The organism is Nocardia sp. IBHARD005, from assembly GCF_052814245.1.
Map to the genome: position 1 here is coordinate 5838343 of NZ_CP199935.1, position 14801 is coordinate 5853143.

General features: G+C 67.4%; 11 protein-coding genes. 4 read left to right on the forward strand and 7 right to left on the reverse strand.

Features of this window, described 5'->3' with window-relative positions; genetic code table 11:
* Nucleotides 1-43: 43 nt before the first annotated feature.
* The gene (locus ACTWPB_RS27360) at nt 44-787 is read right to left on the reverse strand and encodes a DUF4191 domain-containing protein (RefSeq protein WP_446223364.1); all 744 of its coding nucleotides are present in this window, start codon (nt 785-787) and stop codon (nt 44-46) included.
* Nucleotides 788-906: 119 nt separating this feature from the next.
* Between ACTWPB_RS27360 and ACTWPB_RS27365 the strand changes: the two genes are divergently transcribed.
* From ACTWPB_RS27365 to ACTWPB_RS27375, 3 genes are read left to right on the forward strand one after another with little or no spacing between them, the layout of a single operon-like run.
* A complete protein-coding gene (locus ACTWPB_RS27365; protein ID WP_446223365.1) occupies nt 907-2325 on the forward strand; it encodes a M20/M25/M40 family metallo-hydrolase in 1419 nt (472 codons plus the stop codon).
* Complete coding sequence (locus ACTWPB_RS27370) at nt 2322-3158, forward strand: alpha/beta hydrolase (RefSeq protein WP_446223366.1); 837 nt, start codon at nt 2322-2324, stop codon at nt 3156-3158. Before ACTWPB_RS27365 ends, ACTWPB_RS27370 begins: the two co-directional genes overlap by 4 nt.
* Nucleotides 3159-3193: 35 nt before the next feature.
* A complete protein-coding gene (locus tag ACTWPB_RS27375) occupies nt 3194-3655 on the forward strand; it encodes a 6,7-dimethyl-8-ribityllumazine synthase (RefSeq protein WP_378919316.1) in 462 nt (153 codons plus the stop codon).
* Nucleotide 3656: 1 nt separating this feature from the next.
* Here the strand turns inward: ACTWPB_RS27375 and ACTWPB_RS27380 are convergent, their stop codons facing one another.
* The 5 genes from ACTWPB_RS27380 to ACTWPB_RS27400 form a co-directional block, all read right to left on the reverse strand.
* Nucleotides 3657-5102, reverse strand: a complete 1446-nt coding sequence (locus tag ACTWPB_RS27380) for a metallopeptidase (protein ID WP_446223367.1) — start codon at nt 5100-5102, stop codon at nt 3657-3659.
* Nucleotides 5103-5265: 163 nt separating this feature from the next.
* Complete coding sequence (locus ACTWPB_RS27385; RefSeq protein ID WP_446223368.1) at nt 5266-6414, reverse strand: RNA-guided endonuclease InsQ/TnpB family protein; 1149 nt, start codon at nt 6412-6414, stop codon at nt 5266-5268.
* 84 nt (nt 6415-6498) lie between these two features.
* Entirely contained in the window at nt 6499-7449 is a 951-nt protein-coding gene (locus ACTWPB_RS27390) for an endonuclease/exonuclease/phosphatase family protein (RefSeq protein WP_446223369.1), read from the reverse strand.
* Nucleotides 7450-7571: 122 nt separating this feature from the next.
* Nucleotides 7572-10085: a GmrSD restriction endonuclease domain-containing protein gene (locus tag ACTWPB_RS27395; RefSeq protein ID WP_446223370.1), complete on the reverse strand. Its 2514-nt coding sequence runs from the start codon at nt 10083-10085 to the stop codon at nt 7572-7574.
* Between the two features lie 103 nt (nt 10086-10188).
* Complete coding sequence (locus ACTWPB_RS27400; protein ID WP_446223371.1) at nt 10189-11211, reverse strand: hypothetical protein; 1023 nt, start codon at nt 11209-11211, stop codon at nt 10189-10191.
* 222 nt (nt 11212-11433) lie between these two features.
* Here ACTWPB_RS27400 and ACTWPB_RS27405 point away from each other — a divergent pair, with 222 nt between their 5' ends.
* Nucleotides 11434-11637 carry a cold-shock protein gene (locus ACTWPB_RS27405; protein ID WP_056821080.1) on the forward strand — a complete coding sequence of 68 codons (204 nt, stop codon included), beginning with the start codon at nt 11434-11436 and terminating at the stop codon, nt 11635-11637.
* 58 nt (nt 11638-11695) lie between these two features.
* Here the strand turns inward: ACTWPB_RS27405 and ACTWPB_RS27410 are convergent, their stop codons facing one another.
* Complete coding sequence (locus ACTWPB_RS27410; protein WP_446223372.1) at nt 11696-14707, reverse strand: bifunctional [glutamine synthetase] adenylyltransferase/[glutamine synthetase]-adenylyl-L-tyrosine phosphorylase; 3012 nt, start codon at nt 14705-14707, stop codon at nt 11696-11698.
* Nucleotides 14708-14801: the final 94 nt, after the last annotated feature.

A 14801-nucleotide genomic window follows, 5' to 3' on the forward strand; every position in this document is an offset into this window, starting at 1 on the left:
AGCCCGTCACCTGGTCAGGTGACGGGCTCGTGACGGGAGTAGGTCAGCGGCGACGGATCGCGCGCTGCATGCCTTTCATCTTCGCGCCGGGGGGCATCGGGCCCTTCGGCATCGCGGGACCGCTGCGCGAACTCAGGGCCGTGAGCCTGCCCTCGATCTGGTCGATCCGCTTGACGTCGATGTTGCGCGGCAGCTTGGTGAGGTATTTCTGCAGCTCCTTGAGCGGAGTCTGGCCTTCCTCGTTGCCGACGATCACTTCGTAGATGGGGGTGTCACCGACCAGGCGGGCGGTGCGCTTCTTCTCCTGCGCGATGAGCGAGCGGACCCGCTGCGGGGAACCCTCGGCGACGAAGATCACCCCGGGCAGGCCGATGACGCGGTGCACAGCGTCGAGCTGGGTGGTCGCGGCGACGCCGTTGGCGACCCGCCACTTGCCCTGCAGGTTATCCAGTACCCACGCCGCGGCGCCCGCCTGCCCCTCGGCCTTGCGGTACACGTTCTTCTGTACGCGGCGCCCGAACAGGATGAATGCCAGCAGCACACCCAGCAGCAGACCCAGCGGCAGCAGGAACCACTGCATGTCGAAGATCAGCCCGATGAGGAAGAAAACCACCGTGGTGCCGACCAGTGCGCCGATCATCAGCGGCAGCAGCGCCTTGTCTTCCTTGCGCTGCATGTTGAACGCCTGCCACAACTGCTGACGACGCTCGCGTGATGCCTGCTTACGGGCCGCTTTAGCCGCGGCCCTGGCTTCCTTCGACGGCTTGCCGCCCTTGCCTCCTGCCATGAGGCCAGCTTAGATGGCGCGCCGCCGGTGCGTCTGACCGCATCACACCGCGCCACGATCCCGGCGTTTCGGGCGCCTTCGGTGGGCGAAGGACCCCGCCACGGGCCACAATGACAGAGATGCGCCCGATCACCGAGAACCCCGCCACGTCCCCCGTCACCGAGGGCGTCGACGACGAGGTCGCACGCCGGCTCGCCGTCGCGTTGCAGTGCACGACGGTGTCGACGGAGGATCCCGCGCACACCGCCGACGCGGAGTTCGCGCGCCTGGCCACCCACCTCGAGACCTCGTTCCCGCTCGTGCACGCCGAGCTGGCGTTGACGAGCTTCGGCCACAGCAGGCTCTACCGCTGGGACGGCGCCGAGCCGGGCGCGGTGTCGGCGATCCTGCTCGCCCACCAGGACGTGGTTCCGGTCGACGACGCTCAACGCTGGACCCATCCCCCGTTCGCCGGCGTCGTCGACGACGAATTCATCTGGGGCCGTGGCGCGATCGACGACAAGAGCCGCATGCTCGCCGTCCTGGAAGCGGTCGAATCGGCAGTGGCAGCCGGAATTCGCCCGCGCCACACCATGTTCCTGGCCTTCGGTCACGACGAAGAGGTCTTCGGCGACGGCGGCGCGGTCCGGATTGCCGAGCACCTGCGCGACCAAGGGGTCCGCGCGGAGCTGCTGCTCGACGAGGGCGGGGTGATCACCGAAGGCGTCGCCGACGGGGTCGACCGGCCGGTGGCCAGCATCATGGTCGGCGAGAAAGGCTATGCGACGGTCCGGCTTTCGGTCACCGGGACCGGCGGTCACTCCTCGATGCCCGGCAAGCAGACCGCGGTGGGGCGGCTGGCACGCGCGGTCGCGCGAGTGCAGGATAATCCGATGCCGCTGCGGCTGACTCCGGTGATCAGCGACATGCTCGCCCGCATGCGGGAGTCGCTGCCCGAACCACGACGCAGACTGCTCGAGCTCGCCGACTCGCGCGGGCTGGCCAAACTGGCCGGGCCGCTCCTGGCCCGGATCATGGCGGCCGGCCCGACCACCGAGGCCCTCGTCCGCACCACCACCGCGCCCACGGTGATCAGCGGCGGCGTGAAGGCCAACGTGCTCCCCCAGAGTGCCGAGGCACTCGTGAATTTCCGTATCCTGCCCGGTGATTCGGTGGCCGCGGTGCTGGCGCACTGCACCCGGGTGATTCGTGATATCGGCGTGGCGATCGACCTCGTCGGACCGGCGTCGGAGCCCTCCCGGTTCACCGAGCCGGGCCCGGCGTTCGACATGGTCGCCGAGCTGGCCTCGAGTGTGGTGCCCGGGATCGTCACCACCACCGGGATCGTGCCCGGCGCCACCGATGCACGCCACTACGACGGCTTGGCCGCGACCCGCTGCAACTTCGCGCCGATCGTGTTGACCTCGGCGGATCTGGAACGGATCCACGGAACCGACGAGCGGATCTCGCGACTCAACTACGCTCGGCTGATCGAGTTCAACCGGCGTCTCATCGAGCGGCTCGCCGCGGCGCCCGAAGCAGGAGGAGCGCCACGATGACGACCGACACCGGCGAGTTCGCGGGCCACGGCGGCAAGATCGCTTGGCGCGCATGGCAACCCGAGACGGCATTGCGCGCGGTGGTGGTGCTGGTGCACGGCGTCGCCGAACACTCGGGTCGCTACGAACACGTCGGCGCGGCCCTGGCCGACGCGGGCTTCGCGGTTTACGCGCTCGACCACCTCGGCCACGGTCGGTCCGAGGGTCCGGCGGCCAATATCGGTTCGATGCAGGGCGCCGCCGACAATGTCGCGACGCTGCTCGATCTCGCGGGCGTCGCCCATCCCGGTGTCCCTCGATTCCTGCTCGGGCATTCGATGGGCAGCCTGGTTGTCCTGCACCTGGCTACCCGCGGGCCGGTCGACGTAGCGGGCGTCATCGTGTCCGCGCCGCCGCTGGACATCCCGCTCGGCAACCCGATCCAGCGCCTCGCCGCGCCCGTACTCACCCGGTTCGCGCCGAATCTCGGGGTACTGACCCTGGATTCGTCCACGATCAGCCGCGATCCCGAGGTGGTGCGCGCCTATGACGACGACCCGCTGGTCTTCCGCGGCAAGCTGCCCGCGCGCTCCGCGGTGGAGATCCTGCAACACACCGCGCTGGTGAAACGGCGCCTCGGCGCGCTCACCGCGCCGCTGCTGGTGTTGCACGGCACCGCCGACACGATCGCGTCGCCGTCGAGCGCCGATCTGCTCGAACGCGACGCGGGCTCGACCGATGTGACGGTGCTGCGCTACCAGGGGCTCTACCACGAGGTGTTCAACGAACCCGAGCGCGCGCGGGTGCTCGACGATGTCACCGACTGGCTGTCGACCCATGTTACCGGACAGTAAGTTCTCGTGCGGGTGACCTAGTAGACTCACTACTCATGACCACGTCTTCCGGCGCCGTTGCCTTCATCCGCGCGAGCTGGCACAGCTCCATCGTCAACAAGGCGCACGAGGGCTTCCTCGCCGAATACACCGGCTTCGGGTTCGACCCCGAGGTCGTCGAGGTGTTCGACGTTCCGGGCGCCTTCGAGATCCCGCTGCATGCCCAGCGCCTGGCCCGCACCGGTCGCTACGAGGCGATCGTCGCCGCGGCCCTGGTCGTCGACGGCGGCATCTACCGCCACGACTTCGTCGCCTCCGCGGTGATCGACGGCCTGATGCGCGTGCAGCTCGACACCGATGTGCCGGTGTTCTCGGTGGTACTCACCCCGCACCACTTCCACGAGCACAGCGAGCACGTGGACTACTACACCAACCACTTCGTGACAAAGGGAGCCGAGGCTGCCCGCGCGGTGGCGAACACCCTCAGCTCCCTGCGGTCACTGCCCGCTTCTCGCTGAGCTATTTGAACTGGTTCAGGCAGGCCTGTTCGCCGCTGAGCACGCCGGTGCGGAACGCCTCGAGGCGCTGATACCCGCTCGGCACCACCTTGCCGTTGACATCGGCGGCCGCGAGGCCGTCGGCGAGCAGGCCGGACACCGCCTCGTCGAGGTCACCGGCCGACAGCCGCGGATCACTGCTCGGCTCACTGAGTTTCGTGGTGAGCACGCCCGTCAGGCACGCGGTGCGCAGGCCCGCGGAATCGGCACCCGACAGTGACAGCTTGCGATCCTGCTGCACCGCGAGGGCATAGCGGGACACGAACACCGCGGCGGCGTTGTAGTCGCCGGTAACGACCGCCGACAGCGGCTCCTCTTTCGTGCTCGCACCCTCGCCGGCGCGCTTGGCCATGGCGGGAATGTCGGTGCCGATGGTGTTCGAGCCCGGGCAGTAGGAGACCGGCTCGGTGGTAGTCGTCGACGCGCAATTGCGGGTGACGCCTGCGTAGTCGAACTTCGGCGCGTTCTTCACCGGCATCGACTTGCCCAGCTGGGCGGCCAGGGTCGTCAATGTCTCCTTGTTCACCGGTAGCTGCTTGTCGCGTTCATCCTCTTCGAAGGTGACGGGCAGGCCGGCGCGACGCTTCTCGATCTCGTCCTCGTTGATGTCCTTGCACGACTTGGCGCCCTGGGTGTAACCCATCTGCACCGCCGTGACCCGCTCGAACGCCGAACCGTGCACGGCGTCGGGATCATTGGGGTCACGGTCGCGCACGGCGACGGTCGCGCCGAGCACGCCGTTGAGCCCATCGGTGGTGTTGAGCGTGAAGTGCTTCGAATTGCCTTCTGCCACATGGCGAAGGAACACACCGGCCAGGCAGTCTGCCTGCTGTTCCTTGACCAGCGCATCGGTGAGGAACCCGCGCAGCAGGTCCGCCTTGGACTGGATGGCGTGCCCGTATTCGTGGGCCAGCACCATCACCACCGACATCTCCTTGTACTTGTCGACCAGCAGCGGCAGCAGGACGGTGCGGTCCCAGCCGATGGTGTGGTCGAGCGGGCAGTAGGCGGCGTTGACCAGCTTGTAGGTGCTGCTCTTGCAGAACTGCACCGACTCCGATTCCGGCGCTTTCGCCGACCACGAGATGTACTTCGAGGCGGGCTTGAAGTTGCCGCGGAAAGTCTTGGAATACTCGGTCTGCCAGTACTCTTCGATGTCGGCGATGGCGTTGAGGGCGAGCTTGTCGATCTTGCCGTTGTCGCCGTTGTCGGCCTTCTTGTCCGTATCCGGCACACCGGGACGCGACCCGCTGGGTCCGGTGGACGACGCCGCGCCGGCCACCTCCCATGGGTTGTCCATAACCGCCACCGCCTGGTCACTGGCGACAGTTGTCGCGCCGCAACCGGATACGAGCATGCCGATACTCACCAAAGCTGCCATGGTCGCGCCGAACCGATGTCTTCTCATGCGCTGTCCTCCCCTCCGAAACTCAGCGGACGCCTAGCGGTCCGCTGTCGAGCGCTCATGGTAAACGACCGCTTTGACATCCTCCCGGTCGCGAACGACCGGGATCCCTACCAGACCTTCCGGCCCTTCAGCGGGTTCCTGTTTCACCGGGACGTGCCTTCCGCTAGGCGGCTGGACTTACCGTCCCTCCACAAGCGTTTAACCTCTCGGCCTGCCCGGCCGCGAGGATATTGAGTGCCGCGTTCAGATCACGGTCGTGCTGGGCACCACACTCGCAGGTCCACTCCCGAACCTGCAACGGCTTCTTGCCGCTCACCACCCCACACGCCGAGCACAACCGGGTCGACGGGAACCAACGATCAACCTTCGCAAAGGTCCGCCCATGCCGAGCAGCCTTCTCCGCCAACAACCGCGTGAACATGCCCCACCCAGCATCATGCACCGACTTCGCCAACCTGGTACGAGCCAGACCTTTCACGCACAAATCCTCGACGAACACCGCTTGGTTGTCACGAATGATCATCGCGGAATGCTTGTGCGCCCAATCCCGGCGCGTGTCGGCGACCTTCGCGTGCGCTTTCGCTACCCGCACCCGCGCCTTCGCCCGGTTGCCGGAGCCTTTGTCCTTGCGGGACAGCGCTTTCTGAGCCTTCTTCAACCGGCGTTCGGCACGGCGCAGGAACCGCGGCGCGGCGATGGTCTTACCGTTCGACAGCACAGCGAACGTCGCCAACCCCAAGTCGATACCGACCTCGGATTTCACGACCGGGAGCACAACCTGGTCCACCTCGACGACGAACGAGGCGAAATACCGGCCGGACGGGTCCTTGGTGATCGTGACCGACGACGGGTCCGACGGCAGCTCCCGCGACCACCGAACGTCCAGTTCTCCGACCTTCGCGACATACAACCTACGGTTCGGTCGCAAACTGAAACCGTTGCGCGTGAACCGGATCGACTGCCGATTGTCCTTCCGTGACCGGAACCGTGGCAGTGACACCCTGCCGCCCTTACGTTTCCCGGTGACCGACGCGAAAAAATTGCGGTACGCGGCGTGCAGATCACCCAACGCCTGAACCAACACGACCGACGAAACCTCGCCCAGCCAAGCACGTTCGGGAGTCTTCTTCGCCGCGGTGATCAGCCGGGTTTGCAACATCGAGTCTTTGATATACGGCAGCCCGGCGGCATGGGCGACCTGTCGAGCGCGCAAGCCATCGTTGAACACCACACGCGCGCACCCGAACGCGCGAGCCAACGAGTTCTGTTGGCCGGGCGTCGGGTACACGCGGAAGTTATAGCGCAACTGCACAACAGGACCCTATCGCGACCTACCGACAGATTGAACGCGCCGACCTGGCTCTGAAGGAACGAGCTCGAGCGCTACGTTTCCTGCTCACAGGTCCATTCGGATCGTGGCCAGCACCGCGCGGTGGTCGGAGCCGGGGATGGTGAGGGTGCGGATCTGTTCTGCCACTCCACCTGCGACGAGGATGTGATCGATCCCGATCACCGGTCCCCACCGGCGATCGGCTGGGAAGGTGAGCAGGACACCGTCGCCGGTCTGGTCGGCAGCCGAGGCGAAGGCACCGTCGAGCAGCGCCCGGTAGGCCGAATGGTCGTGTGTCGCATTGAAATCCGCGCCGACGATCGCGGGCGCGCTCGTCGCGGCGAGGATCTCGTCGACCCTGCGCATCTCCGCCGACCAGGCGGCGAAGTCGATGTTCGGCGGGATCGGATGGAACGCGAATACCGGCATCGGGCCGCGCTGCGGATGTTCCATGGTCGCGGAGATATTGCTCATGATGAAACCGTCGTATTTCTTGGTGTCGCGCAACGGGTATCGGCTGTAGATGCCGGTGCCGCCACCGCCCGACTGCGCGGGTTCGAGATAGAAGTAGGGCAGTCGCTGTTCGAGGCCGGCCCCGCGCAGACCCGTGATCGAGTCGGCGGTCAATTCCTCGACGGTGAGCACGTCGACGTTGTTGTCACGCACCGCACCGACCACGGCGACCGGGTCGGCCTTGCCGAAGAGGATGTTCGACTGCATCACGACCAGTTCCGGGCCCTCGGCCGCTCTGGCCTCCGGGATGTAGGACGGCACCACCAACCACGCGGCACCGGCCAGCACCAGGACCGCCGCCCCCGAACTGCGCCAGCCCCGTGCGAGGAGCATCAGCACCAGCCCCACGACCGCACCGAGCATCAACCACATCGCCCCCGACGCCAGCAACACCATCGACTTCTGGCTCCAGTCCACAACGTGCAACACGATCCCGGCCATCGCCGCGACCACCGCGCCCCACCCCAGGACGAGCAACGCTCGTTCCACCCATTTACGCATCATGCGGCCACCCTAAGCGGCCCCACTTTCTGATCCCTTGTGGCTGCCTTGAAGGTTTTCTGAGGGCCTACACTGGCCACCGACAAGGAGGCTGCCGTGTACATCGAGGAATTCACCGCCGCGCCCTAGAGCGGCAGGCCTGCCTCGATCCAGTTGTAGGCCTGGATCTTTCGGGACTCGGGGTCGTTGACGACCTGGTTGATGAGGTCGTTGATCTGGTCGGCGGACAGGGGGTAGCCGTAGTGTTCGGCCGCGCCCGCCGACGCCCACAGGGACGCGAAGAGGCCGGGGCCGCCGAGGAGGTGGGACAGCGCGGTGGCGACCTCGTCGACGGTCTCGAGGACGCCGTGCACGAGGGCGATCGCGATGTCTTCGTCGCCGGGGCCCATGCCAGGGGCCAGCGCACCGGACTCGACGGCGCGCTGGGTCAGCCAGGCACGTGGGACCAGCGGGCTCGGGCCGATGGCGTCGCCGAGGTAGTAGCGCCATTCGCCGGGGTTGCCCTGGTCGAAGGCGTGAATGTAGAAGGTGCGGGTGAGCGCCCACAGGGCGATGTAGCGCAGGGCGAGCTGTTCGGGGCCGAGCAGCGCGTCGGGGCCGTCGGCGCGGTCGTGCTCGAGCTGGTTCCAGGCGAAGCGGAACCAGACCTGTTCGGAATTGCCGACCCAGGTGGCGGGCAGACGGTCGGCCAGTGCGGCCAGGTCGGCGGCCGGGCCGTCGACGCCGGTGTCACCGGAGGCCTCCACGCGCAGGTTGTCGACGTAGCCGCGCAGGGCGTCGACGGAGGTGAACACCGCGTAGCCCAGCTGGGCGAAGCGGGTGAGGTCGGCATTGGACGGTTCGAGCACCAGCACCACCGGCATGCCGACACCCGGCTGCAGGCCCTCGGGCCAAAAGGCTTCGGCGACAGCGAGTTCGCGGCCGGTGACCGGGTCGGAGACCTCACTGTCGAGCAGCGGGAAGCCGAAGCCGTCGGCGATGAGGTCGTCGACGAGCGCGTTGACCTGGTCCACCGCTGGATCGCCGACGGTCACCCCGGCGACACCCACCGTCAGCAGGGTCGGGCGGTGGAGTTTGCCGGTGCGCAGCTTTTCGAGGAAGGCGTCGGCCGAGGCGGAGAGCAGTTTGCGGCGGGCCCGCAGGAACTCGCGGTAGTTCTGCACCCGCCACAGCGACGGGTCGGTCGGAATCCACTGCGAGGCGAGCACACCCGGGTTGCGGCGTTCCATCTCGGCGAAGTAGTCGGCGGGCTCGCGCTCACCGAGCTCGGCCTCCGAACCTGGGCTGAGGAAGCAGAAGTTGGCGATCGCGTTGATCTCGTTGCGTTCGTAACCGGCGTCGCGCAGCAGGGCTTTCGGGAACAGGTAGTGCACCTGCACCGGGGTGCGCTCGCCGAACTGCTCGATGCCCAGCTCCGAGCCGGTGCCGAGATCGCGTGAACCGTCGACGCGGGTCAGCATGTACAGCAGCGGATAGAACCGGGAACCGCGAGTGGCGCCGGCGAAATCGTCGGCGCACAGGTCGAGCGAGCCGCCGCGCAGCCGCTCCAGCGAGCCGATCAGCGCGTTGATGCCGCCGCGTTCGAGGGTGTCGTAGTCCTGTTGCAGGAAGGTCTCGGTGGAGCCGCTGAACCGGCCCCACAGCGCCGAATGCACGTACCAGTACAGCGCCCGGTCACGGTGCAGATCGTCGTCGAAACGGCCGCCGTTGAGGAACAGCAGCCGGGTGATCACCGGAATCGCGTAGCGCCCCATCAGGACTCGGTCGTGGTCGAGGCCGAGCCTGCCCGCCACGGTGTCGAGGAAGGTGTCGACCTGTCTGGTGGTGTCCACCAGCGCCTGTTCGAATTCCGCGGGCGCCAGATCGCCGAGCGCGTCGAAGTGCGCGCGTCCGTTGCCGACCGCGATCACGTTGCGCAGCAACCAGTCCAGGGTGAAGGTATAGCCGTCTTTGTCCCAGCGGATCAGGTGGTCGCGCAGGTTGCCGCGGGCCTGCGGCCACTGCGCGCACAGGGTGGCCAGCGCGAGGTCCCCCTTGGACAGTTTGGTGCCGCCGGAGTTGACCCGGTTGAAGATGTCGACCACCTCGTCGACCGTGCGATCCGACCCGGTGATGGTCTCGACATTGAACTCGCGGTTGGTGACCTCGCGGACCTTGTTCAGCCGATCGAGATAGAGGGCAAGGGTTTCCGGCGACTCGTCGGGGAACCTCGACAGATAGTGCATCGGGCCCTGGGCGAACAGTTCGGTGATGTCGATCCACGCGGGCGCGGTATCGCGGCCCGGCACCTGGAATTCGAAAAGCTCACGCTCGACATCGAAATGCAGGCCGGTGAACGCGATCTCGTCGCCCTCGAAAAACGACGGTGCCGTGCCGCGCACGATCCCGTAGAGGGTGGTGATGCGCTGCTGGCCGTCGAGCAGCAACTGCCGCAGGCCCGAGCCGGTCGTCGACCCGCGCACCGCGATCTCCTCGGACCCGGTCTCCCACACCAGCAACCCACCGACCGGATACCCGAGATACAGCGACCGCATGAGCCCACGCACCTGGTCGCGGTTCCACACGTAGCCACGCTGGAATTCGGGCAGCAACACAGCACCGGAGTCGATCTGGTCGAGCAGGGTGGACAGACGCGTCACGGCAGCCTTTCGATCGAGATCCGGTGGCGGACAAGCGCCCCATCGTTGCACGAATCGTACCGACACATCCCGACATGCCAGCGGCCGAACGGAACTGGTGCGCTTACCCCGTCCCGGACACCGCGGCCCGGAACGCGTCCGAGGCATAGAACGGAGCCAGCCTGCGGCGTAGCACGGTGTCGAGATAACCACGCTCGTCGAGTGTTTCGAGCACCGGCGGGCCGAAACGCAGCGCCTCTTCGATCATTTCCGCGCGCCCGACGCCCAGCTCAGCCAGCAATTCGGCAAGGGGGGTGTCGCCGTATTTGTCGAAGACGTGGTCGACGCCCTCGTCGAGCAGGGCATGGAAATAATCGGTATCGCGGAAGGTGCGCCAGAATTCGAAGACGAGCACAACGACGTCTTCGACATCGTTGGCCGAGACCAGATCACGGAACGAGCCGACCGTGTCGCCTGCGTGTTTGCGCCAGGTCTCGCGGGCGCTGTCGAGCAGTACCTCGTCGGCGTCACTGCTGTTGCCGCGCAACACGAATCGCGCGCCGGTGCGGGTGAGCCTGCCGACACCGCTCTCGATCACGGGCATCGCGGGTTCGGCCAACCGCGACAGCGCGCCGCGCAACGTAGCGGCCAGCCCTGCCCCGTCGGGGTGCAAGCCGTCGTCGACCGCGGTGACCACCGCGCGCTGGACCGCCTCGACGCACGCGTCGACGGTCACTGGGCTGTTGAGCACCAGCCGCACCAGCCGGTGGGTGAGGTCGAGATCGGCGACGGCGTCGACCAGCTCGTCGAAGCGGCGGTTGTCGACCAGCTCGCCCACCTCGATCTCGTCGTTGGCGCGATGGTTGTACATACGCGTGGCGATCTCACCGGCGAGTTCGGGAATCGCCCCTTCGACCGGAACCTGCACGGCGAACTTGTGCGCGACCGCTTTGATCTGCTCGCGGGTGACCGCTTCCGCGAGGGTCAGCACCGCGGCCTCGTCGAGCGCGCCGTCGACCTCCTCGGTGACGAACTCGAGGAACCCGGCGGGCTCGCGCAACTGCTGCTTGGTGAACGCCACATGCGCGTCGAGGATTCGCATGGCCAGGTCGACGTGCCCGCCGCGCCCCTCGTTCATCTCACCCATACCGCTCACAGTGACACAGTCCGCGGCGCGATGTGAAAAGGGAGCACAGATGGGGTTGCCTGCCGACGCGACACGCCGGTTTCCCACGACAAACCCCGCCCAGACCGCGGTGCGACAAACTGCTAGGCGCGGTTTGCTGGCGAGTATGGCATACTGGGTTGCTGAGACTGGGCTGATCGCAAGTGATCGCCATGGCTCACCTACGGAAAAGACTTTTAAAACATGACTCAAGGCACCGTCAAGTGGTTCAACGGCGAAAAGGGCTTCGGCTTCATCGCCCAAGACGGAGGCGGCCCCGACGTCTTCGTTCACTACTCGGCTATCGGCGGCTCGGGCTTCAAGTCCCTCGAAGAGGGACAGCGGGTGGAGTTCGAGGTCGGCCAGGGCCAGAAGGGCCCGCAGGCCCAGGACGTCCGCGCCATCTGATTTCGGCGTGAACTGACAATGCCCCGCACCAGTGGTGCGGGGCATTGTCATGTCCGGACTATCCCCCGAACACGCGCTCGACGACCGCCTTCGCGCGCCGGGTGACACGCATGTAGGTGTCGAGGAATTCGCTGCCGTCGTCGTTGGGCCAGCCCGCCACCCGGGCGACCGCCGACAGCAGTTTCCCGGGGCCGGGGAGCTGGTCGGTCGGTTTTCCCTTGACCAGGACGAGGGCGTTGCGGGCGGCGGTGGCGGCGATCCACGATTCACGCAGCAGCGCCACATCCTCGGGTTCGAGGATGCCTTCGGCCTCGATCACGTCGAGCGACTGCAGGGTCGAGGTGTTGTGCAGCGCGGGGACCTCGTGCGCGTGCCGCAACTGCAGCAGCTGGACGGTCCATTCGATGTCCGCCAGACCGCCGCGACCCAGTTTGGTGTGCGTGGACGGGTTGGCGCCGCGCGGGAGGCGTTCGGCGTCGACACGGGCCTTGATGCGGCGGATCTCGCGGACCGATTCCTCCGAGACCCCACCTGTCGGGTAGCGGATCGGGTCGATGACGTGCAGGAAGCGCACCCCGAGATCCTGATCGCCTGCCACCTGATGTGCGCGCAGCAGCGCCTGCACCTCCCACGGCTGGGCCCATTGCGCGTAGTAGGCCTGGTACGCGGCCAGCGTGCGAACCAGGGGCCCGTTACGGCCCTCGGGGCGCAGACCCGCGTCCACCTGCAACGGCGGGTCGACACTGGGCGCGCCGAGCAGCCGCTGGACTTTCTCCGCGATCCCGTTGGCCCACTTCACGGCGGTGGCCTCGTCCTCGCCGGGGCGCGGATCGCAGACGAACAGCACATCGGCGTCGGAGCCGTAGCCCAGTTCCATCCCGCCGAGCCTGCCCATGCCGATCACCGCGAAGCCGGCGGGCGCGGGTCCACCCCGTTCGGCCTCCGAGGCGCGGATGACCGCGCACAGTGCCGCCTCGAGCACCGCGACCCAGACCGACGACAGCGCCGCGCACACCTGCGCGACGTCGAGCATGCCGAGCACATCGGCCGAGGCGACCCGGGCGAGTTCGTGGCGGCGCAGTGAACGTGCCGCCGCGACAGCACGTTTCGGGTCGTCATAGCGGGCGGCCGCGGTTTGCATGCCGCGGGCGACGTCTTCGGGGTTGGTGCTGAGCAGCTGTGGGCCACCGGGTCCGTCGGCGTACATGCGGATGGTGTCGGGCGCGTTGATCAGCAGGTCGGGCAGGTACTCCGAGGAGCCGAGCACGATCATCAGGCGCTGGGCGACGGCACCCTCGTCACGCAGTTCGCGCAGGAACCAGATCTGGTCGTCGAGGCCCTCCGACACCCGCCGGTAGGCGAGCAGGCCCGCGTCGGGATTCGGTGTGTCACCGAGCCATTCGAGCAGCGTCGGCAGCAGCAGTGCCTGGATGCGGCCCTTGCGCGAGACGCCGCCGGTGAGTGCTTTGAGGTGGCCGAGCGCATTGGCCGGTGCACCGTAGCCGAGGGCCGCGAGCTGGCGGACGGCGGCGTCGGGGCTCAGGCGCAGCGCGTCGGAGTCCATCCGGGCCACCGCGTCCAGCAGCGGGCGGTAGAACAGTTTCGCGTGCAGGCGCCGCACCCGCACGGCATTGCGCCGGATGTCGGTGTCGAGCACGCCCACCGCGTCCTGGCGGCCGTCGGGACGAATGTGGGCGGCGCGGGCCAGCCAGCGCATGCCTTCCTCGTCGTCGGCGGCGGGCAGGGTGTGGGTGCGCTTGAGCCGCTGCAATTGCAGGCGGTGTTCGAGCAGGCGCAGGAACTCGTAGGAGGCGGTGAGGTTGGCGGCATCCTCACGGCCGACATAGCCGCGCGCGGCCAGGGCGGCCAGCGCCTCCACGGTGTTGGTGACATGCAGCGCGTCGTCGACCCGGCCGTGCACCAATTGCAAGAGCTGCACCGCGAATTCGACATCGCGCAGGCTGCCCGCACCGAGCTTGAGTTCGCGCTCGCGCAGGTCGGCGGGGACCAGGTCCTCGACCCGGCGGCGCATGGCCTGGACGTCGGCCACGAAATCGGGGCGTTCCGACGCGGTCCAGACCATCGGCATCAGCGCGTCGCGGTACTGCTGTCCGAGCTCCAGATCCCCGGTCATCGGCCGGTTCTTCAACAGCGCCTGGAACTCCCAGGTGCGCGCCCACCGCTTGTAGTAGGCGAGGTGGGAGTCGAGGGTGCGCACCAGGGCACCCGCTTTACCCTCGGGGCGCAGAGCGGCGTCGACCTCGAAGAAGGCCGAGCCGGCGACACTCATCATCTCCGCGGCCAGCCGGGTCGCGGTCGCGTCGGCGGGTTCGGCGACGAACACCACGTCGACATCGCTGACGTAATTCAGTTCTCGCGCACCACATTTGCCCATCGCGATCACCGACAGGCGCACCGGCACCTGGCCGTTCTTGCACACCCTGGCCACCGCGACCGACAGGGCCGCGGTGAGCGCGGCATCGGCCAGATCCGACAGATGCTTGCCGACCACCAGATACGGCGGGACAGGTTCGTTCTCGACCGTGGAGGCGAGGTCGACCGCGGCCAGCAGCAGCAGCTGATCGCGATACCTGCTGCGCAACAATGCAACTGCTTCAGGACCGGCGATCCCCGCACGGAACAACATCGGCCCCGCATTGGGTCCAATCTCCGGTGTCGCGTCGACGGCATCGAGCAGATCGGCGATCAGCTCGTCACGGGGGGGAAGTTCCTTCTTACACAAGACTTTCCACGCGGCCGGGACGGCGACGAGGTGGTCACCGAAGGCCGTCGAGGAACCGAGCAAGCCGAACAGCCTGCCGCGCAACGTCGTATCGGAGCGGATCGCCGAATCGAGTTCGGACCAATCGTCTTCGAGCGATTCACGCAGCCGCACGAGCGTGCACAGGGCGAGATCCGCATCGGGCGAACGCGACAGCGCCCAGAGCACGGGCACGGTGTCGACGTTGTCCCAGCCGAGCTGGCGCAGTGAATCCGCCGCTGTCGGTTCGAGCAAACCGAGCCGGCCGACGCCGGGAACAGCGGAGCGGGCAGTCGGTGGCCGGACCATGGGGACAAAACTACAGGGTCCGGGCAACGACAGCGTCACGTCACGGACGCATTGCCGGTTCTCGACAACAGGCCGAGAACCCGACGGCGTCGGC